The organism is Bradyrhizobium tropiciagri (assembly GCF_018130545.1).
Classification (GTDB): Bacteria; Pseudomonadota; Alphaproteobacteria; order Rhizobiales; family Xanthobacteraceae; genus Bradyrhizobium; species Bradyrhizobium tropiciagri_A.
On the sequence record NZ_JAFCKF010000001.1, the window covers coordinates 810,708 to 835,805 of the forward strand.

General features: G+C 64.6%; 21 protein-coding genes. 11 read left to right on the plus strand and 10 right to left on the minus strand.

What is annotated here, in order from left to right:
* Positions 1-175: 175 nt before the first annotated feature.
* Together JQ616_RS03990 and JQ616_RS03995 are read left to right on the plus strand one after the other, a co-directional pair.
* On the plus strand, positions 176-1,555 hold the full coding sequence (locus JQ616_RS03990; RefSeq protein WP_212013137.1) for a leucyl aminopeptidase family protein: 1,380 nt from the start codon (positions 176-178) through the stop codon (positions 1,553-1,555).
* Positions 1,548-2,390 carry a C40 family peptidase gene (locus tag JQ616_RS03995; protein WP_212012373.1) on the plus strand — a complete coding sequence of 281 codons (843 nt, stop codon included), beginning with the start codon at positions 1,548-1,550 and terminating at the stop codon, positions 2,388-2,390. Before JQ616_RS03990 ends, JQ616_RS03995 begins: the two co-directional genes overlap by 8 nt.
* Before the next feature lie 151 nt (positions 2,391-2,541).
* Here JQ616_RS03995 and JQ616_RS04000 read toward each other — a convergent pair whose 3' ends face one another.
* The 6 genes from JQ616_RS04000 to JQ616_RS04025 all read right to left on the minus strand — a co-directional run bounded on the left by JQ616_RS04000 (position 2,542) and on the right by JQ616_RS04025 (position 11,025).
* Positions 2,542-4,167, minus strand: coding sequence for an ABC transporter ATP-binding protein (locus tag JQ616_RS04000; RefSeq protein WP_212012375.1), 1,626 nt, complete (start codon positions 4,165-4,167; stop codon positions 2,542-2,544).
* A gap of 3 nt (positions 4,168-4,170) precedes the next feature.
* Positions 4,171-5,355, minus strand: coding sequence for an ABC transporter permease (locus JQ616_RS04005; protein WP_212012376.1), 1,185 nt, complete (start codon positions 5,353-5,355; stop codon positions 4,171-4,173).
* A complete protein-coding gene (locus JQ616_RS04010) occupies positions 5,355-6,464 on the minus strand; it encodes a microcin C ABC transporter permease YejB (protein ID WP_212012378.1) in 1,110 nt (369 codons plus the stop codon). The genes JQ616_RS04005 and JQ616_RS04010 overlap by 1 nt, the downstream gene beginning before the upstream one ends.
* Before the next feature lie 3 nt (positions 6,465-6,467).
* A complete protein-coding gene (locus JQ616_RS04015; protein ID WP_212012380.1) occupies positions 6,468-8,339 on the minus strand; it encodes an extracellular solute-binding protein in 1,872 nt (623 codons plus the stop codon).
* Between the two features lie 17 nt (positions 8,340-8,356).
* A complete protein-coding gene (locus tag JQ616_RS04020; protein ID WP_212012382.1) occupies positions 8,357-10,261 on the minus strand; it encodes an extracellular solute-binding protein in 1,905 nt (634 codons plus the stop codon).
* Positions 10,262-10,476: 215 nt separating this feature from the next.
* On the minus strand, positions 10,477-11,025 hold the full coding sequence (locus tag JQ616_RS04025) for a c-type cytochrome (protein ID WP_212012384.1): 549 nt from the start codon (positions 11,023-11,025) through the stop codon (positions 10,477-10,479).
* A gap of 199 nt (positions 11,026-11,224) precedes the next feature.
* Here JQ616_RS04025 and JQ616_RS04030 point away from each other — a divergent pair, with 199 nt between their 5' ends.
* Positions 11,225-11,965 carry a 3-deoxy-manno-octulosonate cytidylyltransferase gene (locus JQ616_RS04030; protein ID WP_212012386.1) on the plus strand — a complete coding sequence of 247 codons (741 nt, stop codon included), beginning with the start codon at positions 11,225-11,227 and terminating at the stop codon, positions 11,963-11,965.
* Positions 11,966-11,998: 33 nt separating this feature from the next.
* Positions 11,999-12,859 carry a prephenate dehydratase gene (locus tag JQ616_RS04035; RefSeq protein WP_212012388.1) on the plus strand — a complete coding sequence of 287 codons (861 nt, stop codon included), beginning with the start codon at positions 11,999-12,001 and terminating at the stop codon, positions 12,857-12,859.
* Positions 12,860-13,008: 149 nt separating this feature from the next.
* Here the strand turns inward: JQ616_RS04035 and JQ616_RS04040 are convergent, their stop codons facing one another.
* Positions 13,009-14,028 (minus strand): LLM class flavin-dependent oxidoreductase, encoded by a 1,020-nt coding sequence (locus tag JQ616_RS04040; RefSeq protein ID WP_212012390.1) that lies wholly within the window; start codon positions 14,026-14,028, stop codon positions 13,009-13,011.
* A gap of 390 nt (positions 14,029-14,418) precedes the next feature.
* On the opposite strand from JQ616_RS04040, the gene metF reads away from it, so the two are divergent.
* From metF to maiA, 3 genes are all read left to right on the plus strand, one after another.
* A complete protein-coding gene (metF, locus tag JQ616_RS04045; RefSeq protein WP_212012391.1) occupies positions 14,419-15,333 on the plus strand; it encodes a methylenetetrahydrofolate reductase [NAD(P)H] in 915 nt (304 codons plus the stop codon).
* Between the two features lie 3 nt (positions 15,334-15,336).
* Positions 15,337-19,191 carry a methionine synthase gene (gene metH / locus JQ616_RS04050; protein ID WP_212012392.1) on the plus strand — a complete coding sequence of 1,285 codons (3,855 nt, stop codon included), beginning with the start codon at positions 15,337-15,339 and terminating at the stop codon, positions 19,189-19,191.
* Positions 19,192-19,373: 182 nt separating this feature from the next.
* Entirely contained in the window at positions 19,374-20,033 is a 660-nt protein-coding gene (gene maiA, locus JQ616_RS04055) for a maleylacetoacetate isomerase (RefSeq protein WP_212012393.1), read from the plus strand.
* Positions 20,034-20,269: 236 nt separating this feature from the next.
* Here maiA and JQ616_RS04060 read toward each other — a convergent pair whose 3' ends face one another.
* From JQ616_RS04060 to JQ616_RS04070, 3 genes are all read right to left on the minus strand, one after another.
* Positions 20,270-21,340 (minus strand): Cj0069 family protein, encoded by a 1,071-nt coding sequence (locus JQ616_RS04060; protein ID WP_212012394.1) that lies wholly within the window; start codon positions 21,338-21,340, stop codon positions 20,270-20,272.
* Between the two features lie 147 nt (positions 21,341-21,487).
* Positions 21,488-22,570, minus strand: a complete 1,083-nt coding sequence (locus JQ616_RS04065; protein ID WP_212012395.1) for a nickel/cobalt efflux transporter — start codon at positions 22,568-22,570, stop codon at positions 21,488-21,490.
* 21 nt (positions 22,571-22,591) lie between these two features.
* Positions 22,592-22,870 (minus strand): metal/formaldehyde-sensitive transcriptional repressor, encoded by a 279-nt coding sequence (locus JQ616_RS04070; protein WP_016847064.1) that lies wholly within the window; start codon positions 22,868-22,870, stop codon positions 22,592-22,594.
* A 177-nt stretch (positions 22,871-23,047) separates the two neighbouring features.
* Between JQ616_RS04070 and JQ616_RS04075 the strand changes: the two genes are divergently transcribed.
* The 4 genes from JQ616_RS04075 (at position 23,048) to JQ616_RS04090 (ending at position 25,085) form a co-directional block, all read left to right on the plus strand.
* Positions 23,048-23,404, plus strand: a complete 357-nt coding sequence (locus JQ616_RS04075; RefSeq protein ID WP_212012396.1) for a hypothetical protein — start codon at positions 23,048-23,050, stop codon at positions 23,402-23,404.
* Positions 23,405-23,592: 188 nt separating this feature from the next.
* Entirely contained in the window at positions 23,593-24,411 is an 819-nt protein-coding gene (locus tag JQ616_RS04080; RefSeq protein ID WP_212012398.1) for a chromate resistance protein ChrB domain-containing protein, read from the plus strand.
* Positions 24,412-24,491: 80 nt separating this feature from the next.
* Positions 24,492-24,722 carry a hypothetical protein gene (locus tag JQ616_RS04085; RefSeq protein WP_212012400.1) on the plus strand — a complete coding sequence of 77 codons (231 nt, stop codon included), beginning with the start codon at positions 24,492-24,494 and terminating at the stop codon, positions 24,720-24,722.
* A gap of 27 nt (positions 24,723-24,749) precedes the next feature.
* Complete coding sequence (locus JQ616_RS04090; protein WP_212012402.1) at positions 24,750-25,085, plus strand: hypothetical protein; 336 nt, start codon at positions 24,750-24,752, stop codon at positions 25,083-25,085.
* Positions 25,086-25,098: the final 13 nt, after the last annotated feature.

Genomic DNA, 25,098 nt, shown 5'->3' on the forward strand with positions numbered 1-25,098 from the left:
TGCAACCGAGCGTGCCAGCAATAGACTGTTAACCCTAACGTCTGGTTAACTGGCGGCACAGGCGACCGGCGTGAAGGTTCCAATCCTGCAGGTCGTGTGGACCGCGGCCGCGCTACCATCCGCCGCGAAAGGCGTGTTAGTCACCAACCACGACGCCAGAACAGCCGAGAGCCGCATGCCATCCGTGTTCGAGACCGCCCCCACGACCGCCGTCACGCCGATCACCTTCGTCACCAAGGCGACATGGGATGCGGTCCGCAACGAGCTGCCGGCGCCGGCGCGCCAGTTCGCCGAGGCCAACCGCTTCGAGGCCAAGCCGGGAAAACTCCTGGTCCTGCCGGCGGCCGATGGCGGCATCGCGCAGGTACTGTTCGGCCTCGAGGACACAGACCACAAGGCGCGCGACCCGTTCCGGCCCGGCGCCCTGCCCGGCCTGTTGCCGCCGGGCGTCTACCGCTTTGCCAACGCGCCGCATGACACGCGGCTCGCCGCGCTCGCCTTCGCGCTCGGCTGCTACCGCTTCGGCCGCTATCGCAAGAACAAGGCTCCCGAGGTCCGCCTGGTGCCGCCTGACGGCATCGACGCCGACGAGATTGCACGGATGGCGGATGCCGCGGCGCTGGCGCGCGACCTCATCAACACGCCGTCCAACGACATGGGCCCGGCCGAGCTCGCCGAGGTGGCGCGCGATCTCGCCAGCCGGTTCGGCGCCGCCTTCAATTGCATCGAGGGCGACGAGCTCGCGCAGAATTTTCCGCTGATCCACGCCGTCGGCATGGCCTCGACGCGCGCACCGCGGCTGATCGAGCTCTGCTGGGGCGATCCGGCGCATCCGAAGGTGACGCTGGTCGGCAAGGGCGTCTGCTTCGACACCGGCGGGCTCGACCTCAAGCCGTCGAGCGGCATGCTGCTGATGAAGAAGGACATGGGCGGCGCCGCCAATGTGCTGGCGCTCGCGCAGATGGTGATGGACGCCAAGCTAAAAGTGCGGCTGCGCGTGCTGATCCCGGCGGTCGAGAACGCGGTTGCCGGCAATGCGTTCCGTCCGCTCGACATCTTCAAGTCGCGCAAAGGCATCACGGTGGAGATCGGCAATACCGACGCCGAGGGACGGCTGGTGCTTGCCGACGCACTGGCGCTGGCCGACGAGGAGACGCCGGATCTGCTGGTCGATCTGGGCACGCTGACCGGCGCGGCGCGTGTGGCGCTGGGCCCGGATCTGCCGCCGTTCTACACCAACGACGAGGCGCTCGCCGGTGACGTCGCGGCTCATGCGAAGAGCGAGAACGACCCGTTGTGGCGGCTGCCGCTGTGGCCGGCCTACGATGCCTGGCTCGACTCCAAGACCGCCGATATCACCAACGCGCCGTCGGGCGGCTTCGCGGGCTCGATCACCTGCGCGCTGTTCCTGCAGCGCTTTGTCGAGCACGCGCGGAGCTGGCTGCATGTCGACATCTACGGCTGGACGCCGTCGGCAAAGCCCGGACGCCCCGAAGGCGGCGAGTGCCAGGCGGCGCGTGCGATCTACAAATTGCTGAGCCAGCGCTATGCATGATGCCAGATTGACGCCGGCCCGCGCCGACCTCGCCGCGAAATATCTCGAGGGCAAGGTCACGGCCGCGCGCTTCGTCGAAGGCACGCTGTTCGAGGTGGTTGATGCGATCGCGCCGCTGCGCCGGGCGCCGGCAAGCGATGCCGAGCAGATGACGCAGGCACTGCGCGGCGAGCGCGTCACGATCTATGATCGCAACGGCGAAGGCTGGGCCTGGGGCCAATTGGCCGATGACGGCTATGTCGGCTGGTTACCCGAGGCCGCGCTGACGGCGCCCGGCGCCGCACCGACGCACAAGGTGACGGCGCTGCGCACGCTGGCGTTTCCGGGACCGTCGATCAAGCTGCCGCCGGTCGAGGCGCTGGCGATGGGGACCAAGCTCGCGATCCTCCGCGAGGACGGCGCTTTCGCCGTGACCCGAGAAGGCTGGCATCTGCCGCGCCAGCACCTCGCGCCGCTCGACGCGATGGCAGCGGATTTCGTCGGGATCGCCGAGCAATTCGTCGGCACGCCCTATCTCTGGGGCGGCAAGTCGAGCCTTGGCATCGATTGCTCCGGCCTGGTGCAAATCGCGCTGACGGCGGCCGGTACCGGCTGCCCGCGCGACAGCGACATGCAGCAGGACGGACTCGGCCGCGAACTGACTTCAGCGGAATCGAAGCACCTGCAGCGCGGCGACCTGATTTTCTGGAAGGGCCATGTCGCCATCGCCCGCGATGCGACAACGATCGTGCACGCCAATGCGCATCACATGGCAACAGTCGTGGAGAACACGCAGGCCGCGATTGCAAGGATCAAGGCTGCCGGCAGCGATGTCGTGGCGATCAAACGGCTGTGAGCCCGTCATTCCGGGGCGGCGCGGAGTGCCGAGCCCGGAATCCATTCATCGTCAGAATCTGCGGCCTGATGGATTCCGGGCTCGCGCGGAGCCTGTCATCGGGCGCGCCTTCGCGCGACCCGTTGGCGCGCCCCGGAATGATACGCGGTGACTACGTCGCCACCGACCCATCACCGGCCGCTTCGATGCGGAACGCGGCGGCGAACAGCGCGCGGGTGTAGTCACTCTTCGGGTTCTTGAACAGCTCGGAGGCCGGCCCCTCCTCCTCGACCTTGCCGGATTTCATCACGATCAGATGGCTCGCGAGCGAGGCCACCACGCGCAGATCGTGCGAGATGAACATGTAGGTGAGGTCGCGCTTGCGCTGCAGGTCGCGCAACAGATCGACCATCTGAGCCTGCAGCAGCATGTCGAGCGCCGAGGTCGGCTCGTCCAGCACCACGAAATTCGGCTCCAGCACCACCGCGCGCGCGATCGAGATGCGCTGGCGCTGGCCGCCGGAGAATTCATGCGGATAGCGGAAGCGCCAGTCGGGATCGAGGCCGACATCCTTCATGGCCTTGATCACCCGCGCCTCGCGCTCCTCGCGCGACAGCTGCTTCTGGTGCACCTCGAGGCCCTCGGCGATGATGTCGGCGACCGACATGCGCGGGCTGAGCGAGCCGAACGGATCCTGGAACACGATCTGCATGTCGCGGCGGAACGGCCGCATCTGCTTGAAGCGCAGGCCCTGGATGTCGTTGCCGAGGAACACGATCGGGCCATCGGAGGAGATCAGCCGGAGCAGCGCGAGGCCGAGCGTGGTCTTGCCGGAACCGGATTCGCCGACCACGCCGAGCGTCTCGCCCTTGCGCACCGCGAGGCTGACGCCATCGACCGCCTTGATGTGGCCGACGGTCGAGCGCAACAGCCCGCGTTTGATCGAAAACCAGACCTTGAGATTGTCCGCCGACATCACGACCGGCGCACCCGGCTGCGGCGGCGCCGGATCGGGCTTCGGCTCGGCCGCCAGCAGCGCCTTGGTATAGGCGTGCTGCGGGGCGGTGAAGACCTGCTCGACCGGACCCTGCTCGACGATCTTGCCGCTGTTCATCACGCAGACTGTGTCGGCGATGCGGCGCACGATGCCGAGATCGTGGGTGATGAACAGCAGGCTCATACCGAGCCGTGCGCGGATCTCGGCCAGCAGTGCCAGGATCTGCGCCTGCACGGTGACGTCGAGCGCCGTGGTCGGCTCGTCCGCGATCAACAGATCAGGCTCGTTGGCGAGCGCCATCGCGATCATCACGCGCTGGCGCTGGCCACCGGACAATTGGTGCGGATAGCTCTTCAGCCGGGTCTCAGGCTCCGGGATGCCGACCTGGCCGAGCAATTCCAGCGTCCGCGCCCGCGCCGCCGCGCCACCGATGCCCTGGTGCAGCGACAGTATCTCGCCGATCTGGGTCTCGATGGTCTGGAGCGGATTGAGCGAGGTCATCGGCTCCTGGAAGATGATCGAGATGTCGTTACCGCGGACCTCGCGCATCTCCTGGTCGGACGCGGTCAAGAGATCGCGGCCGCGGAAACGGATTGCGCCGGAGGGATGCGATGCCGTGGGGTAAGGCAGCAACTTCAACACCGACAGCGCGCTGACGGATTTTCCCGAACCGGATTCACCGACCAACGCGACGCACTCGCCCCGCTTGATCGAGAACGAGATGCCGTCGACGGCAAGCGAGCGGCCGAAGGCGACCGAGAGGTCGCGGACATCGAGCAGAGGCTGGTTGATCGCGTCCATGCGTCAGCCCTTCGAGAACGTCTTGCGCGGATCGAAGGCGTCGCGCGCGGCTTCGCCGATGAAGATCAGCAGCGACAGCATGATCGCGACCGAGAAGAAGCCGGTGAGGCCGAGCCACGGCGCCTGCACATTGGCCTTGCCCTGCGACAGCAATTCACCGAGCGAGGGCGAACCGGGCGGCAGGCCGAAACCGAGGAAATCCAGCGCCGTCAGCGTCATCACCGAGGACGAGACGATGAAGGGCAGGAACGTCATAGTCGCGACCATCGCGTTCGGCAACAAATGGCGGAACATGATGACGCCGTTGGAAACGCCGAGCGCGCGCGCCGCCTGGATGTATTCGAAATTGCGGCCGCGCAGGAATTCGGCGCGGACGAGGCCGACCAGCGAGACCCAAGAAAACAGCAGCAGGATGCCGAGCAGGATGAAGAAGCCGGGCGGCAGCACCGCCGAGATGATCAGCAGCAGATAGAGCGAGGGGATCGCGGTCCAGATCTCGATCAGCCGCTGGAAGATCAGATCGGTCCAGCCGCCGAAATAGCCCTGCACACCGCCGGCCGCGATACCGATGATCGAGGACAGGATGGTCAGCGTCAGGCCGAACAGCACCGAGATGCGGAAGCCGTAGATCAGCCGCGCCACCACGTCGCGACCCTGATCGTCGGTGCCGAGCCAGTTGTATTCGAGGTCGCGGCAGCCGGTCAGGCCTTTCCGCTTCACTACATCCGCGCACTGCTTTTCGGTCAGCAGCCAGGTCGGCTTCGACGGCACCGCGGTCGGCGGATCGAGGTTGCGGCTGTCGTAGGAGTAGCGGATCGGCGGCCAGATCATGCTGCCGCCCTTGGCGGCGATCTGCTTCTGCAAATAGGGATCGCGATAGTCGGCCGCGGTCTCGAAGTCGCCGCCGAAGGTGGTCTCGGCGTAAGTGAACACCACCGGCCAGTAGAGCTTGCCGTCATATTTGACGACCAGCGGCTTGTCGTTGGCGATGAAATTGGCAAACAGCGAGGCCACGAACAGCACGAGGAAGATCCAGAACGACCAGTAACCACGGCGGTTGGCCTTGAAGTTCTGCCAGCGCCGCTTGTTCAGCGGCGACGGCGAAAACCCGTGGCGGGTGGCGGGCACCGCCTCGCCGAGCGGCGATTGCGTCGTGGTCTCGACCGGCTGGGGCGCGAGCATTGCCATCACACCTCCCGCGCCTCGAAGTCGATCCGAGGATCGATCCACATATAGGCCAGATCGGAGATCAGATTGACCACCAATCCGACCAGCGAGAAGATGAACAGCGTTCCGAACACCACCGGATAGTCGCGGTTCAGGACGCTCTCGAAGCCGAGCAGGCCAAGCCCGTCGAGCGAGAAGATGGTCTCGATCAGCAGCGAGCCCGAGAAGAACGCGTGGATGAACGCGCCCGGGAAGCCCGCGATCACGATCAGCATGGCGTTGCGGAAGACGTGGCCGTACAGCACCTGGCGCTCGCTGCAGCCCTTTGCACGCGCGGTCATCACGTATTGCTTGCGAATCTCGTCGAGAAACGAGTTCTTGGTCAACAGCGTCATGGTGGCGAAGGCGCCGAGCGCCATCGAGATCAGCGGCAGCGTCAGATGCCAGAAGTAATCGATGATCTTCCAGTACCAGGGGAACTGGGCCCAGCCGTCCGACGTCAGGCCGCGCAGCGGGAAGATGTTGAGGAACGAGCCGCCGGCAAACAGCACGATCAGCAGGATCGCGAACAGGAAGCCCGGGATCGCAAAGCCGATGATGATCACCGCCGAGGTCCAGGTGTCGAACCTGGAGCCGTCCTTCACCGCCTTGCGGATGCCGAGCGGAATCGAGATCAGATAGGTCAGCAGCGTCATCCAGATGCCGAGCGACATCGAGACCGGCAGCTTTTCCTTGATCAGCTGGAGCACGCTGACGCTGCGGAAATAGCTGTTGCCGAAATCGAACCGCGCGAAATTCCACACCATCAGCGCAAACCGCTCCGGCGCGGGTTTGTCGAAGCCGAACTGCACCTCGAGCTTCTTGATGAAGTCAGGATCGAGCCCTTGCGCGCCCCGGTACTTCGAATTGACGGCCGCGCCGGCGCCCGCTCCCTGGCCGCGCTGCGCGCCGAAATCACCGCCGCCGCCCGAGACGCGCGAGGTGCCGCCTGTGTCGGCGCCGTTGAGCTGCGCGATGACGCGCTCGACCGGACCGCCGGGAGCAAACTGCACGACCACGAAGGAGACGAACAGGATGCCGAGCAGCGTCGGCAGCATCAGCAGGATACGTCGGGCGATATAGGCGCTCATCGGCTACTTCGCCTGCTCGAGCTTCGCGGCCTTCGCTGCTTCATACCACCAGTTCTCCGGCGCACCGACGCCCTGGGTATATTTGGCGAGCTTCTCGGTATGACCGAACTGATCCCAATAGGCGATCGGATGCGTGTTACGGTACCATTGCGGCACCCAGTAGCGGCCGGCACGGAACACACGGTCGAACGCGCGGCAAGCGACCGTCAGCTCCTGCCGATTGTTGGCGCCGATGATCTTCTCGATCAGCGCATCGATCGCTGGATTGGCGATTCCCGCAAGATTGTATGAGCCCTTGGTCTTGGCTGCCTGCGACGAGAAGAAGGGCCGCATGCTGTCGCCCGGCGTCGCCGACGAGCTGAAGCGCTGCATGGTTAGGTCGAAATCAAAGTCTTCGACACGGGCTCTGTATTGCACAGCGTCGACCAGACGGAATGTCGCTTCGATGCCGAGCGTGCCGAGATTCTTGATGTAGGGTCCATGATGCGGTTGCAGCGACGGCTCGTCGTTGAGGAATTCGATGGTGAGTGGCTGGCCGTTCGGCAAAATACGCTTGCCGTCCTTGATGACGCAGCCGGCGTCGTTGAGCAGTTGCACGGCCTTGCGCAGCAGCGCACGGTCCTGTCCGGAGCCGTCAGACATCGGCGGCACGAACGGCAAGCCGAACACCTCGTCAGGCACCTGGCCGCGGAACGGCTCGAGCAGCGCGAGCTCCTCGGGTGGCGGCGGCCCGTTCGCCACCATGTCCGAGTTCTGGAACGGTGAGACGGTGCGCGCATACGCATCGTACATGATGGTCTTGTTGGTCCACTCGAAATCGAAAGCGTAGATCAACGCCTCGCGCACGCGCGGATCCTTGAACTTGTCGCGGCGCATGTTGATGAACCAACCTTGCGCGCCGGACGGCGTATCGTCGGGCAGCGTCTCGCGCTTGACCCGACCGTCCTTGACCGCGGGGAAATCGTAGCGTGTCGCCCAGACGCGCGCGGTGAACTCCTCGCGGAACAAATAGCTCTTCGAGGTGAAGCCCTCAAACGCCACGTCGCGATCGCGATAGAATTCATAACGCACGGTATCGAAATTGTAGCTGCCGCGATTGACCGGAAGCTCGGCGCCCCACCAGTCCTTGACGCGATCGTATTCGACATAACGGTTGACCTCGTACCGGCCTACCTTGTACGGCCCCGAGCCGAGCGGCGCATCGAGCGTCGATTCCTCGAACGATCGCGTCGCGTAGTAGGCCCTGGAAAAAATCGGCAGGCTCGCGACGTAGAGCGGCACGTCACGCGCGCGCCCCTCCGCGAAGGTCACGACTACGGTCGCGTCATCGGGCGCCTCGGCCTTGACGAAGTCGCGCAGCTGCACCTGGATCAGCGGATGACCTTTCTCCTTCAGCATATTGAGCGAGAAGGCGACGTCCTGCGCGGTCAGCTTCGAACCGTCATGGAAGCGCGCCTCGGGGCGCATGGTGAAGCGGTAGGTCAACTTGTCCGGCGAGATTTGCACCGACTTCGCGGCAAATCCGTACATCGCGTCAGGCTCGTCATTGGCGCGCGACATCAGGGTCGCAAACGTCATGTCCATGCCTTGAGCGCCCTCGCCCTTCAGGACATAGGCGTTCAGCGAGTTGAAGGTGTAGTAGGACTGGTTGTAGGCGCGCACCCACGGGATCACCGAGAAGGCGCCGCCCTTCGGCGCTTTCGCATTGACGTATTCGAAGATCTGGAAATCCGCCGGGTATTTCAGATCACCGAACACCGACATGCCGTGCATCTCAGTGCCGTTATCGGCCGCCGCCGGTGCGACACGCAAGCCGGCAGCACTCAACGCACCGATGCCGAGACCGAGTGCGTGCCGACGGGTAAACAGCGCCATGCGCGAATCCTTCGATCTTATGAACGCTTGAGCTTGGCCGCCTTGTCGGCGTCGTACCACCAAAGATTTGGGAATCCCGAAACACCATATTTCGGCAGCGGATCGGGATGGCTGAAGCGATCCCAGTACACATAGCGCTGCTTGTCGTAATTGAAGTGTGGAACGAGATAGAAGTTCCAGAGCAAGACCCGGTCCAGCGCCTTGGCAGCGGCGACCTGATCGGCGCGGCTGTTGGCGAAGATGATGCGCTCGATGATGGCATCGACGGCCGGATTCTTGATGCCGGGGAGATTGTTGGAGCCCGGCCGGTCGGCGGCCTGCGAGCCGAAATTGTCGCGCTGTTCATTGCCGGGCGAGATCGATTGTCCCCACACCTGGGTGACCATCTCGAAATCGAAATCGCGGATCCGGTTCTGGTACTGCACGGTGTCGACGGCGCGCAGATTGACGGTGATGCCGAGGCGTTCCAGGCTCGGTTTGTAGAACAGCGCAATTCGCTCCATGCCGGAATCGCCGCTGTTACCGAGTATCTCGACCGTAAACGGCTGGCCGGACGAATCGACCAGCTTGCGATCGCGGATCTCGAAACCGGCTTCCTTCAACAGCCGCGTCGCCTCGCGCAGATTGGCACGCACGTTCTCCGGCGTGCCGCCGACCGGATCCTTGTAAGGCGTCGTGAAGACTTCGGGCGGCACCTTGTCGCGCACCGTCTCCAGGATCTCGAGCTCCTTGCCTTCCGGCAGGCCGGTCGCCATCAGATCGGGGATACCGTCGAAATAGCTGGAATCGCGGTGATAGTCGCCGGTCGAGAGCACGCGGTTCATCTCTTCGAAATCGAACGCGTAGTTGAAGGCGCGGCGCAGCCTGGCGTCGGCGAATTTCGGGCGCCTCAGGTTGAACACCCAGCCCTGCATCCGGCCTTGATTGCGGACCGTGAACAGCTCCTTGAGCAGTCGCTTCTCGCGCACCGGCGGAACGTCGTAGGCCGATGCCCATTCCTTCGCGCTGCGCTCGCCGTACCAATCGAACTGGTCGGCCTTCAACGCCTCGCGCGCGACGGTATCGTCGCGGAAATATTCGTAGCGCAGCTCGTCGAAATTGTTCTGTCCGATCGCAATCGGGATATCCTTGCCCCAATAATCCTTGACGCGTTCGAGCGCCACCGATCGTCCGGCGACGAATTCCTTGATTTTGTAGGGACCCGATCCAAGCGGTGGCTCAAGCGTACTCGCGGTAATGTCGCGCTTCTTGCCCTGCGGGTCGGTGCCTTCCCACCAATGCTTGGGCAGGATAATGAGCTGGCCGGTGATCATCGGCAGCTCGCGGTTGCCCGGACTGTCGAAGGTGAACTTGATGTCGCGATCGCCGATCTTCTCGGCCTTTTCGATATGCCGGTAATAGGCGCTGAACATCGGGCTGTTCGCCTTCCACGCCTCGAAGGAGAAGATCACATCCTCAGGGGTGACCGGCTTGCCGTCGTGCCAGCGTGAACCGGGCCGCAGGCGGTAGATCACATAGGAGAAATCGTCGGGAAACGCCGCGGCCCCGGCGAGCTCGCCGTAATACGTATCGGGCTCGTCGAGCGAAGCTTCCATCAGCGAGTCATAGATGCGGCTGACGGCCGCCGAGACCGTTCCCTTCAACCCGGCGACGACCAGGTTGAAGCTGTCATAGGTGCCGGGCTGGAACAGCCGCACCACGCCGCCCTTCGGCGCGTCCGGACTGACATAGTCGTAGCGCTTGAAGTCGGCCGGGTATTTGATTTCGCCATATGTCGAGAGGCCGTGCCGCCATTTGAGCCCGTTGGGTGCGTCGTCGGCGAGCGCCGGCGTGATCGCCGACAGGCTGGAGTTGAGTCCGAGCGCCGGAGCGATTGCCGCCAGTGCGCTGCCTTGAAGGAGGTGTCGTCGGGTGATCGCCAAATTCGGTCTTCCTACTTGCGGCCCCGGTTACATGGGACCCAATATAAGGCAACGGTTCGACAAATTACGTTGCTTTTTCCTCATGATATTGGCCCGGGAACAATATCGGTGCGGCGAAACGTCCCGATAACAACCCCGCGACAACGGATTCGCCATGCGAAAACGGCCAGGCATTGCCTGGCCGTTTCATCCGCATGCTTGCGCGAAGCAAATGGTTACTTCGAAGCGGTCGGGAGCGGAGCCGGGTGCTCCGAGTTCGAATTCAGATAGGCGATGATGTCGGCGCGTTCGCTGTCCTTCGGAACGCCGGCGAAGCCCATCGCGGTGCCCGGGATGAAGCCCTTGGGGTTGGTCAGGAACTTGTTGAGGTCGTCGAAAGTCCAGGTGCCGCCCTTGCCCTTCATCGCAGCCGAGAAGTTGAAGCCGCGGCCTTCGCCGCGGGGCTCGTTGACGATACCGTAGAGGTTCGGACCGACGCGGTTGGGGCCACCCTTTTCGAAGGTATGGCAGGCCTGGCACTTCTTGGCGGCCGCGGCGCCCTTCTCGACGGAGGCGGTCTGCAGCAGCTTCTCGATCGGCTCAGACGGCGCGGCTGCGGCCTCGCCGCCACCGCCGTGGGACTCTTCCTTCACGGCGATCTCAAAACCCGGCTTCTCGGGCATCTTGGCCGAAAACACCGATCCGGCGGTAAAGCTCAGCACCAGGACGACGATGCAGGTGCCGAGAACCGCACCGAGGATTTTGTTGAGTTCGAAGGAGTCCATTTCGGTCAGGCTCCGGGCCTTGAATGTCGACTTCAGGCCGGGAATACGGCCGCGGGGAAAGACCCGGGAATCGACGTTTCGTGCCTCCCCCAGGCAGGGTTGAGATATCGGTTTGCCCGCGCTCTGGCAACCCGTATAAACGCGCCGAATTCAACCTCCTCCCCGGCAATTTCCGCAGGCCGGACGGGCCCCGATACGAATGACGCAATCTCGTACCTTGGTGCTGATTCCGGCCCGCATGGCCGCGACCCGACTGCCGGGAAAACCGTTGCTCGATATCGCCGGCCTGCCGATGATCGCCCATGTGCTGCGGCGGGCCGAGGCGGCCGGGATCGGCCGGGTTGCGGTCGCCACCGATACGGCCGAGATCGCAACCGCAGTGAAGGCGGTGGGCGGCGAGGTGGTGATGACCCGCTCCGACCATCCCTCCGGCTCGGACCGGATTTATGAAGCGATGATGACCCTCGACCCGGGCGGCCGCGCCGAGATCGTGGTCAATCTGCAGGGCGATTTCCCGACCATCACGCCGGAGACCATCCGCAGCGTGATGCCGGCGCTCGACGATCCCGCCGTGGATATCTCGACCCTGGCCTCGCAGATTCATACTGAGGAGGAGGATCGAGCCCCCAGCGTGGTCAAGGCGGTCGGGTCCCCGATCGGCGCCAACCGATTGCGCGCGCTGTATTTCACCCGCGCCACCGCGCCCCACGGCGACGGGCCGCGCTACCACCATATCGGCCTCTATGCCTACCGGCGCGCCGCGCTGGAGCGGTTCGTGAAGCTGCCGCCCTCGCCGCTGGAGCTGCAGGAGAAACTCGAGCAGCTGCGCGCGCTGGAAGCCGGGATGCGGATCGACGTCACCATCGTCGACACTGTCCCGCGCGGCGTCGACACCCCGGCGGACCTCGAAACCGCCCGCAGAATACTTTCCAAGGCCTGAGCGGGTGCTAAAAGGCCCCGCAGGAAAGAACCCATGACCAAGAAGCTGAAAATCGCGTTCCAGGGCGAGCCTGGCGCCAATTCCCACATCGCGATCGTCGAGGCCTATCCCGACGCCGAGCCGATGCCGTGCCCGACCTTCGAGGACGCGCTGGCCGCGATCTCCTCGGGCGAGGCCGATCTCGGCATGATCCCGATCGAGAATTCGGTCGCCGGCCGGGTCGCCGACATCCATCATCTGCTGCCGGCTTCCGGCCTGTTCATCGTCGGCGAATGGTTCTTGCCGATCCGCCACCAGCTGATGGCGCTCAAGGGCGTCAAGCTCGCCGACATCAAGAGCGTGGAGAGCCATGTCCAGGCGCTCGGCCAGTGCCGGCGCACCATCCGCAAGCTCGGCATCAAGCCGATCGTCGCCGGCGACACCGCCGGCAGCGCCCGCGATGTCTCCGAGCGCGGCGACCGCACCGTGGCCGCGATCGCCTCGCGCCTCGCCGCTGATATCTATGGCCTCGAGATTCTCGCCGAGGACATCGAGGACGAAGCCCACAACACCACCCGCTTCGTGGTGCTGGCGCGCGAGGCCAAATGGGCCGCGCAGGACTCGGGACCGCTGGTGACCAGTTTTGTCTTCCGGGTACGCAATCTGCCCGCCGCGCTCTACAAGGCGCTGGGCGGCTTTGCCACCAACGGCGTCAACATGACCAAGCTCGAAAGCTACATGGTCGACGGCAATTTCTTCGCCACGCAATTCTACGCCGATGTCGACGGCCACCCCGACGACCGCGGGCTCGCCTTCGCGCTGGAGGAACTTAAATTCTTCTCGCGCGAATTCCGCATCCTCGGCGTCTATCCCGGCAACCCGTTCCGCGCCACGTTCAGCGAGACGCAGGACTGAGCCGAGCGAACGCTATCCTCCCAAACGCCGTCCCGGCGAAGGCCGGGACCCATAACCACCGGCGCTTGTAGGCAGCAAAGCAACAACCAGTTCGCGCAGCAACTGGGGCCGCGGCGTATGGGTCCCGGCCTTCGCCGGGACGACGATCGTTATGCGGTGGCCCTCTTCTGTAGCCCGAACGCTTCGGCAAGCAGGCTGTAGGACTTCTTCCGCGCCGCGTGGTCGTAGACCGCGGTGATCACCATCAGCTCATCCGCCTGGCTCGCCGCGATCAGCGGCTGGAGCTTGGTCATCACGGTTGCGGGGCTGCCGGCGAACAGCCGCGCGCGGTTGCGGGCGATCGAGGCCCGCTCGGCGTCGGTGTAGGGATAGGCCTCGGCCTCCTCGACGCTCGGCAGCGGCAGATACTGGCCGCGGTCGCGGCGCAGGCGGTTGAGATCCATCGATAGCGCCAGCCGCTCGGCGTCCGCGTCGGTCTCTGCCGTGACGACAGCGACCGCCAGGATCGACTGCGGCGTCGCGCGCCAGCCGGACGGCTTGAAATGGGCGCGGTAATTCGTCATCGCCGCGATCGCGTCGTGAGTGGCGAAATGATGCGCGAACGCAAAGCCCATCCCGACCTGGGCGGCGAGCTCGGCGGAATAATCGCTCGAGCCGAGCAGCCAGATCGGCGGCAGCGGCGAATCATCCGGCATCGCCACCACATTGTTGTAGGGGTGGCCGGATGGGAAATCGCGCGTCTCCCACAGCGTCAGCTCGTGCAACCGCTCGAGGAAATCGTCGCCCTCGCGGCGATCGAGCCGGCTGCGCAGCGCGTAAGCCGTGGCGCCGTCGGTGCCGGGCGCGCGGCCAAGGCCGAGATCGATGCGGCCGGGAAACAGCGCCTCCAGCATCTTGAAGCGCTCGGCGACGACGAGCGGCGCATGGTTGGGCAGCATCACGCCGCCGGAGCCGACCCGGATGTGCTGCGTTACCGCCGCGATCTGCCCGATCATCAAATCGGGCGCCGGGCTCGCGACCGAGGCGAGGTTGTGGTGCTCGGCGAGCCAATAGCGCGTGTAGTCGAGAGCATCGACATGGCGCGCCAAATCGATGCTGTTGCGGAGCGCCGCGGCGGGCTTGGTGCCTGTGGTGACGACGGAGAGGTCGAGGACAGAAAGCGGGATCATGGGTGACAACCTAGTGTGAGGTCAGGAGGCGACAAAGTCCCTGACCGCGCAGAGCAGTCCCGCACCCGAAGGCTGGTGAAAGGAGCAAAAGGGCTTTGGGACGAAACAAGCCGATTAATTGAAAGATTACCTGGCCCACATTTCTCCTTGGCGACTTACCAGCCGGCTGATTTATATTTAATCTATATATTTCAATTAGATATAAACAAGCTCGATCAACCCCTCGTCGCCCACCGCGCGTGCCCCGCAGCCGATTTTTCTCATCTCTGTGCCGACAATGGGCAATTTCCCATACCCGATGGGCTGTTTTGGCCCACCGGTTTCGCCTATCTTAGGGCGTCCACATCCAGGCCGGACGTCTGCCCTCCAGTTGCGGAGCCCTTGCGTATCATGACCGAGATCATTTCCTCCCTGCCGAACGGCCAGCGCGCGCCCAAGGCGCCGAAAATCTCCTTCGAATTCTTCCCGCCGAAGACCGAGGAGATGGAGCGCAATCTCTGGGAGACCATCAACCGTCTGGCGCCGCTGACGCCGAACTTCGTCTCGGTGACCTATGGCGCCGGCGGCTCGACCCGCGAGCGCACCCATTCCACCATCAGCCGCATCCTGCGCGAGACCGATCTGCTGCCGGCCGCGCATCTGACCTGCGTCAGCGCCTCGCGCAGCGAGATCGACGAGATCGTCGACCGCTACCATGAGGTCGGCGTCCGCCACATCGTGGCGCTGCGCGGCGATCCGCCCGGCGGCATCGGCACGCCCTACTTCACCCATCCCGACGGCTACCAGAGCTCGGCCGAGCTCGTCGCCGGGATCAAGAAGCGCCACGCCGATATCGAGATCTCGGTGTCGGCCTATCCGGAGAAGCACCCGGAAGCGGCCGACTTCAACGCCGACATCGACACGCTGAAGGCCAAGGTCGACGCCGGTGCGACCCGCGCGATCACCCAGGTGTTCTTCGACAACGACCTCTATCACCGCTATGTCGACCGGGTGCGCGCGGCAGGCATCGAGATTCCGATCGTGCCGGGCATCATGCCGATGCACAATTTCAAGCAGGCCCGCAATTTCGTCACCCGTGCCGGCACCAGCGTGCCGGACTGGCTCGCCGAGAAATTCGAGGGCCTCGACAACGACGCCGAGACCCGCAAGCTGGTCGCGGCCACCGTTGCCGCCGGCCAGGTGCAGAAGCTGTTCAAGCACGGCGTCGACACCTTCCACTTCTACACCATGAACCGCGCGGACCTCGTGTTCGCGATCAGCCACCTGCTCGGCATCCGGCCGAACGGTGCCCAGAAAGCTGCCTGATCCATGACCATTCCTGTTTCTGCGAAGCGTAGCGCTTTGCTCGCGGCTGCCCGCGAGCGCATCCTGGTGCTCGACGGCGCCATGGGCACGATGATCCAGGGTCTGCAGTTCGACGAAGCCGCCTTCCGTGGCGAACGCTTTGCGGACTTCCACCGTGACATCAAGGGCAACAACGATCTCCTGATCCTGACCCAGCCCGAGGCGATCACCGACATCCACGCCGCTTACCTGCGTGCCGGCGCCGACATCGTCGCGACCAACACCTTCTCCTCGACCTCGATCGCGCAGGCCGACTACGACATGTCGGACCTCGCCTATGAGATGAACCTGCAAGGCGCCCGGCTCGCACGGACCGCCGCCGAGCGGGTCAGCGCCGAGGACGGTAAGCCGCGCTTCGTTGCCGGCGCGCTCGGCCCGACCAACCGCACCGCCTCGATCTCGCCCGACGTCTCCAATCCCGGCTATCGCGCCGTCACCTTCGACGATCTGCGCAAGGCCTATGGCGAACAGGCCAAGGGCCTGCTCGATGGCGGCGCCGACCTGCTGCTGGTCGAGACCATCTTCGACACACTGAACGCCAAGGCCGCGCTGTACGCGATCTCAGAGATCATCGAGGAACGCGGCATCGACGTGCCCGTGATGATTTCCGGCACCATCACCGACAAGTCCGGCCGCCTGCTCTCCGGCCAGTTGCCGGAGGCGTTCTGGCATTCGGTGCGGCACGCCCGGCCGATCACGATCGGCTTCAACTGCGCGCTCGGGGCCGAGGATCTGCGCGCGCACATCGCCGATATCGGCCGCGTCGCCGACACGCTGGTGTGCGCCTACCCGAACGCCGGCCTGCCCAACGAGTTCGGCCAGTATGACGAGACGCCGGACTACATGGCGCGGCTGATCGGCGAATTCGCCGCCGCCGGCCTCGTCAACATCGTCGGTGGCTGCTGCGGCACCACGCCCGACCATATCGCGGCGATCGCCAGGGCCGTCGCCCCGCACAAGCCGCGCGTGGTGCCCGAGATCGAACCGCGGCTCAAGCTCTCCGGCCTCGAGCCGTTCACGCTGACCGACGCGATCCCGTTCGTGAACGTCGGCGAGCGCACCAACGTCACCGGTTCGGCGCGCTTCCGCAAGCTGATCACCGCGGGCGACTACACCGCGGCGCTTCAGGTCGCACGCGACCAGGTCGAGAACGGCGCCCAGGTCATTGACGTCAACATGGACGAGGGCCTCCTCGACTCTGAGGCGGCAATGGTCACGTTCCTTAACCTCGTCGCCGCCGAGCCCGACATCGCGCGCGTGCCCGTGATGGTCGATTCCTCGAAATTCCACGTCATCGAGACCGGCCTGAAGTGTATCCAGGGCAAGCCGATCGTGAACTCGATCTCGATGAAGGAAGGCGAAGAGAAATTCCTGCACGAGGCGACGGTCGCCAAGCGCCACGGTGCCGCCGTGGTGGTGATGGCGTTCGACGAGACCGGACAGGCCGACACGTTCGCGCGCAAGACCGAGATCTGCAAGCGGGCCTACGACATCCTGGTCAACCGGCTCGACTTCCCGCCCGAGGACATCATCTTCGATCCGAATATCTTCGCGATCGCGACCGGCCTCGAGGAACACAACAATTACGGCGTCGACTTCATAGAGGCGACGCGCTGGATCCGCCAGAACCTGCCCGGCGCCCACATCTCCGGCGGCGTCTCCAATTTGTCGTTCTCGTTCCGCGGCAATGAGCCGGTGCGCGAGGCTATGCACTCGGTGTTCCTGTATCATGCGATACATGCCGGCATGGACATGGGCATCGTCAATGCCGGACAGATGATCGTCTATGACGACATCGATCCCGAGCTGCGCCAGACCTGCGAGGACGTGATCCTCAACCGCGATCCCGGCGCCTCCGAGCGGCTCTTGGCGCTTGCCGAGAAATTCCGCGGCAAGGAGAAGCAGACCAAGGAGCAAGATCTCGCCTGGCGCGAATGGCCGGTCGAGAAGCGGCTGTCGCACGCGCTGGTGCATGGCATCACCGAGTTCATCGAGCAGGACACCGAGGCTGCCCGCCAGAACGCCACCCGGCCGCTCGACGTCATCGAGGGGCCGCTGATGGCCGGCATGAACGTGGTCGGCGACCTCTTCGGCGACGGCAAGATGTTCCTGCCGCAGGTCGTGAAGTCGGCCCGCGTGATGAAGCAGGCAGTCGCTTATCTGATGCCGTTCATGGAGGAGGAGAAGGCGCGCAACCTCGCCAACGGCATCACCGGCGGCCGCAACGCCGCGGGCAAGATCGTGCTCGCGACCGTCAAGGGCGACGTCCACGACATCGGCAAGAACATCGTCGGTATCGTGCTCCAGTGCAACAATTTCGAGGTCATCGACCTCGGCGTCATGGTGCCCGCCAACAAGATCATCGAAACGGCGAAGGCCGAAGGCGCCGACATCATCGGCCTGTCCGGCCTGATCACGCCCTCGCTCGACGAGATGAGCTTCCTCGCCGGCGAACTGGAACGACAGGGCATGAACGTGCCGCTTTTGATCGGCGGCGCGACGACGAGCCGCGTACATACCGCTGTGAAGATCGACCCGAACTATCCCGGCGGACCGGTCGTGCATGTCAATGATGCGAGCCGCGCGGTCGGCGTCGCCTCCTCGCTTCTGTCGGACGAGAAGAAGCAGGCCTATGCCGCCGAGGTGCGGGCCGAATACGCAAAAATCTCGACCGCGCATTTCCGCGCCCAGGCCGACAAGAAGCGGCTGAAGCTTGGGGACGCACGTGCCAACAAGGTCGCGATCGACTTTGCAGCAGTGCCGCCGAAGAAGCCGACGTTCTTCGGCTTGAAGAGCTTCGATGCCTACGATCTCGCAGAACTAGCCGATTACATCGACTGGACGCCGTTCTTCCAGACCTGGGAATTGACCGGCCGCTTCCCGGCGATCCTCGACGATCCCAAGGTCGGCGAAGTCGCGCGCTCGCTCTACGCCGACGCCCGCACGATGCTCGACACGATCATCGCGGAGAAGTGGTTCACCGCCCGCGCCACCGTCGGCTTCTGGCCGGCGAACGCGGTCGGCGACGACATCGAGGTCTATGCCGACGAGACGCGGAAGGAGAAGATCGCGACCTTCCACACGCTGCGTCAGCAGCTCGAGAAGCGCGAGGGCCGTTTCAACGCCGCGCTGTCCGACTTCGTCGCACCGGTTTCTTCCGGCGTTCCCGACTATATCGGCGGCTTCGTGGTCACCGCGGGGATCGGCGAGGATGCGGTCGCCGATCGCTTCAAGAACGCCAATGACGACTATTCCTCGATCCTGTGCAAGGCGCTGGCCGATCGCCTCGCCGAAGCCTTTGCCGAGCGCATGCACCAGCGCGTGCGCAAGGAGTTCTGGGCCTATGCGCCCGAGGAGACGTTCTCGGCGGACGAACTGATCCTCGAGAAATATGACGGCATCCGCCCGGCGCCCGGCTATCCGGCGCAACCCGACCACACCGAGAAGCGGACGCTGTTCGCGCTGCTCGACGCCGAGAGCACCGCCGGCGTGAAGCTGACCGAGAGCTTTGCGATGTGGCCGGGCTCGTCGGTCTCGGGCCTGTACTTCTCGCATCCCGAGAGCTTCTATTTCGGCGTCGGCAAGATCGAGCGCGACCAGGTCGAGGACTATGCCGCGCGCAAGGCCATGACGGTCGCCGAGGTCGAGCGCTGGCTAGCGCCGGTCCTGAACTACATCCCGTCACAGGACGGCGCCAAGGGCCAGGCGATCGCGCCCGCCGCAACGCCCGCCAATGACGCGGAGCTGGCCTCGCATCCGCAGGGCTGCACCTGCGCCGTGCACCTGGCCTGGCGGAAGAAGAAGGTCGGGGCGGGCTAGCTCTTCCCTCCCCTGGAGGGGGAGGGTGAAGCATCATCGCCTCCCCGTCACTTGTCATCGCCGGGCTTGACCCGGCGATCCATCTTCCAACAAGATTCTGGCGAATATAGATGGATGCCCGGGTCATCCTCGCGAAGACGCGCTTCGCGCTTTTACCCGGCATGACGTGAGGAGTGCACTCCATGCAGTTCTTCTCCTTCTGGCGATCGCTGGCGAGCTTTCGGGTGCGGATCGCGCTCAACCTCAAGGGCGTGCCGGCCGACATCGTGTTCGTCGACATCGATGCGGATGCGCATCGCGCTGACGCCTATCGCAAGATCAACCCGCAGATGGCGCTGCCGGCGCTGGTGACCGACGACGGCACCGTGCTGTTCCAGTCGCTCGCGATCATCGACTATCTCGACGAGACCTACCCGACGCCACCGCTGCTGCCGGCCGATGCGCTCGGCCGCGCCCGGGTGCGCGGGCTGGCACTGATCGTCGCCTGCGAAGGCCATCCGCTGCTGACGCCACGGGTGCGCCGCTATCTCGACCGCGAGCTCGATCTGCGCGACAGCCAGCAGAACGCCTGGCGGCGGCACTGGACCGTCGAGACGCTGGCGGCGCTCGAAGGCCACCTCGCCGGCCACAAGGCGACCGGCCGGTTCTGTCACGGCGAGACGCCGACCATCGCCGACATCTGCCTGGTCGGCCATGTCACCGCGGCGATCAACCAGCAGATCAGCCTGTCGCCGTGGCCGACCGTGAAGCGCATCCACGACATCGCGATGGCGCTGCCGGAGTTCGCCAAGGCGCATCCGTCCGCACAGCCCGATACGCCGGAGGCGATGCGGGGGAAGTAGGCGTGACGCGAGGAATCTCCCCATCCTCGTCCTGGCCTAGTGCGCAATTGCGCACTAGGCCAGGACGACGGCGGAGGTCGGTTCAGCAACGCGGTGTCATCACCCGCGAAAGCGCGTGATCCGGTATCCCAGAGGCCGTAGTGCTTGAGCCGAGAGGCCGCAGCGTACTGGATCGCCCGGTCGAGCCGGGCGATGACAGTTGAGGATAAACGACATAGCTTCGCTGCTAGATGCTATCACCCGGGCTCGCTCTCTATGTGCCGCCGAATCCGCTCCCGCACCGTCCGCGCGATCGCGTCCGGCACTTCGTCGGGGATCGCGAAGCACGAACTGGCGTTGATCTCGCAGAGCACGTAGGTGTCGGCGCCGACAGCGTCGCGCGGACCATAGAGGAAGTCCGCATCCCAGATCACGGGCAGCGACGCCTCATCGATCGTCAGCACCTGCATCAGTTGCGGAATCCATTCGTCCTCCATCAAGCGCCGCAATGCCTGGAATTGCGGCGCGTCGGGGCCGTGCATGATGCGCGGGCCGGGCTGCGACTCCGGTGAATCCGGGCCCGGCGGCGGGACCAAGGCCTTGATCAGTTGGTGTCCGAAGCCCGCGACCTTCGATCCGCTGACATAGCAACGGATCATCCCCTCAGGCAGGCGCGGCTGGAATGGCTGATCGATGATGCAGCCGCCCCAACCGAAATACGGTTCGCAGCGCGCCATGAAAGCGTCCAGCGGCATCTCCTCGGGCTGGCTGCCACGCAGCGCATGCAGCACGCGAACCGTCGCATCCTTATGCGGCAAGGCCTCCACCTTCCAGACACCCTGCCCGCCATTGCCGCGGTTCTGCTTGAGCACGCGTGGCCCGCTTGCGCGAAGCCGCGGCGGGAATTCGGCACGGAAGGCGTCCGCGCTGGCGTATCGATGCGTATCGGCACCCCAGCCCAGATGACGCGTACGATAGAGCACCTCCTTGACGCCCATCTTGAGGATGACGTCGGGGTGTGCGGTGACCCATGGGCGTTTGGCCGCGACCTCGCACAGCAGCGGATCGAGCGCCGCGCGCGTCTTACCCTGATGGATCGGATCGACCCAGACCAGGACGCCGTCCATGGTCAACAATTGATCGCGGACGATGTCGGCGAAGGCCTCGTCATAGACGACGGGAATCGCCTCGAAGCCGGAGGCGGCAAGCGCCTCGAAGATGCGAACGAAGCGGCTGTTCTGCGGCGTCGCCTCGCGGCGCGCCGCAGCATCGCCACGCGACAAGATCGCGATACGAGAACGAGGAGATGTGTGGGGATTAGTGTCCATATCAAAGCTCCACGACGGATTGTCGCGCAGAGCTTGGACCGAGGTCTCACGGGGAGTCTGCCTTGTCCCCGTAGGACGGACTCTAGACCACCGCACGCAGCTTTCAAGCTGGAAATGGGATGACGCGGATCGGGCTCCGATCCCTTATCACGCCGTGATGCCGTGCAACCCGAGCCAGCCGGTGTAGAGGCCGACCAGCACGATCAATGCGGCCGACACATAGGGCGCGCGCCGCGCGAAGCGGCTGAAGCCGCCCCAGTGACGCTCGACATGACGGAGACTGAGCGCGGCCGCGACCCCGACGGAGACCATGGTGAGCGCAAGCCCGATGCCGAAGCAGAGCACCAGCACGAAGCCGAGGCTGAACTGCTTGAGCTGAAGGCAGAGCAGCAGCACGGTGATCGCCGCCGGACAGGGAATCAGCCCGCCGGTCAGGCCGAACAGGATGATCTGCCAGGTCGTGACAGTGCGTCCGGCAAAGCGCTTGCGGATGTCGGCGGCGTGCGCGCGCGCATGCGCATCGTCTTCGTCCTCGCCGAGGTCCATATGGGCGTGGTCATGCTCCGCGAACAGGACTTCCGCGATGTCTGTCCGCACCGCGACCCGCGCCTTGAATTCATGCGGCTCCGGAATTTCATCGACGCTTTCGAGATAGTCGTCGCGCGCGTCGAAGCGGAAGTGCTGCTCGCTGCCGTCGGGGCGGATCGTCACGACGCTGACCTCGCCGGCCGCCGGTAGCGCTCCGGTCTCGCTGCGCAGGCGCCAGCGCGGCGGCACGCCGTCCTCGAAGACTTCGAGCGACAGCGACTGCCCAGCCAAGGTCAATTGACGGGTTTCGTCGTGATGGTGATGATCATGATCGTGGTGATGATCGTGCTCGGCAGTCTGCTCGCGCCAGGTCCGCCAGGCCATCCAGGCTGCGATCGCGATGATGATCGCGGCCGAGACCAGTTGCAGCCAGGCCTCGCTGCGCTCGCCGGACCATTGCTGGCCGAAATGCAGGCCGGCGAGCGCGACGATCCAGACGATCGCGGTGTGCGAGATCGTCGCCGACAGGCCGAGCAGCACCGCCTGCACCACCGTGCCGCGGATCGCGATGATGAAGGCCGCCATCATCGTCTTGGAATGGCCGGGCTCGAGCCCATGCAGCGCACCGAGCAGGATCGCGCTGGGGATGAACAACCAGGCATGCGCGCTGCTTTGCTGCAGCAGCTGGGACAGATCGGCCATTTGCTTCACTTCAGGCTGGCGTCACTTCAAATAGGTACGGACGACGTCGATCAGGTCGGCGGCGCCCTGCGCCTTCTCAGGATCCTTTTCCCGGGCAGGGTCCACCACGTGATGCCGGATGTGATCCTCGAGCAATTCCGCGGTGAGCCCGTTGATGGCGCCGCGCACCGAGGCCACCAGCATCAACACGTCGGCACAGCCGATCTCGGACTCCAGCGCCCGCTCGACCGCCTCCAGCTGACCCTTGATGCGGCGAACCCGGCCGACGAGCTTGGACTTGTGCTTGATCGTGTGCGACATGCCCATAATATAGGGGGCTACCCTATATCGGTCAACCCGTTCGACGCCGGCCCCCGGCGCGGGGTGAGCTCACCGGTGAGATTGCCCGCGCATCACCTGTGATTGACGGCACGGGCGGTGTTGAATGCGTTCGATCCTGGAGCAAGACTAGCGAGACAACTGGAAGGGAGGCGTCACGTGAAACTCCACATCCTGATGTTGACGATCCCGCTTCTGCTTTCGAGCACACTGCCCGCCCTCTCCAAGAGCAGCATCGGGCACAATGACGGCCCCTGGAATTCCGATCACATCGACGATCTGCCGTCTGACGTCCGGCAATACATCGCGGGGATTTGCCGGGGGCCGGCCAGCGCCCAGCACGACTTCGCAACCTATTCGCCGCGTGAGAAGCGCTGGCGGATCAACCTCGAATATCTCCGCTGCACCGGCATCGGCGCGTTCCGTCAGGGAAACCAATGCCTGGACGTGGACTTCGTCGAGGTCGGCTCGCGATTTCGTGTTGGCGCAAAGCAATTCCGGGATTGCGGGTTCTAGACAGCATGCGTTGTTCCACGCCGCCCGGTGAATTGTTTGTGACAGGGACCTCGAGTCGCGCCGATGACGGCAGCGCACTCAGGTTGACATCGATCGGCACAAGGTCTTAATTCCAAGCTACGGGGATGTGCGATCTCCCCGCGAGGCGACATGCCCAAGAATCGCGTCCTGTTCACCAAGGGCGCAGCATGTCATCTTACACATCGATCTCATCCGAAAAATTGTCTCGTCTCATCGGCACGGCCAAAGCGCCGACGCTCGTCGACGTTCGTCTCGATGAGGATTTTGTCGCCGATCCGCGTCTGATCCCGGGCGCCATCAGGCACTCCCATCTCGACGTCCAGGATTGGGCATCCGGCCTCGGCGGCCAATCCGTTGTCGTCGTCTGCCAGAAGGGGCAAAAGCTTGCCGAAGGCACCGCCGCCTGGCTCCGATGCGGCAACATTGCTGCCGAGATTCTCGAGGGCGGGCATCTCGGCTGGCGACAAGCAGAGCTCCCGACCGTTCCAGCCGACAGGATTCCGAAACGCGACGGACGCGGTCGCACTGTCTGGGTAACGCGGTCGCGGCCGAAGATCGATCGCGTCGCCTGTCCGTGGCTAATCCGCCGCTTTGTCGATCCGGCCGCTGTGTTCCTGTTCGTCACATCGGCCGAAGTCGAGGCCGTTGCCGAACGCTTCGAGGCCACGCCGTTCGACATCGAGAACGTGTTCTGGAGCCATCGCAGCGAGCTTTGCACCTTCGACGTGATGATCAAGGAGTTTGACCTCTCGACACCGGCGCTGGAGCGGCTCGCGACGATGGTACGGGCGGCGGACACCGCTCGGCTCGATCTGTCGCCGGAAGCGCCCGGGCTGCTCGCGGCCTCGCTCGGCCTGTCGCGCATGTTCGACGACGACCTCGAACAATTGAGCGCCGGTATGCTGCTTTACGACGCGTTCTATCGCTGGTGCCGCGACGCGACCAGGGAGACGCACAACTGGCCGACCAGCAAGGTGAAGCCATGACGGACGCATTGCGGGGATGATCGGCGTCTCCGCCGCATCACGAAAACCTGGGGCAGCACAACACGACCAGGAGAACGATCATGCAGAAGCGAAAACTCTCCCTCATTCTTGCGCTGGCGATCGCAGGCATTGCCGTGCCGGCTCATGCTCTGACGCAGGACGAGCTTGTCGCAAAACTTCAGGCCGCCGGCTACGCCAACGTCAGCCACGTCAAGTCGACGGCCGAAGGCATGACGGCGAAAGCGGTGAAGAACGGCAAGCCGGTGAGGCTCGTGATCGACAGTAGCGGTCAGGTCAAGGAACAGGACTGAGCTTCACGCAACAATCGAGGGACGATCATGACCAGATCAACCATGGCCTTGTGCGCCGCGGTGCTTTGGCCCGCCATGGCTTTCGCTGCACCAAGTCAAGTCAGCGACACGCACGGCACAATCGCCGCGTTGGCCGAGGCCGCTGCCGTCCACCCGTCGGCGACGGAGACCCTGCGTGGCGTCGTCGACAGCGTCGACGAGCGCAGCGACACGATCAGGGTACGCCTGGCTCCGGACCGAACTGAGCCGTTCAGGGTTCAGGACGGCCTGCTCTTCAACGCCGTGCGCTTCGGCGACCCCGTCGCTTTCTCGGTGCAGACCATCTCCGGATTTCGAACCATCGTCGGGCTCACTAGGGAGTAGAGCCGCGACTGAA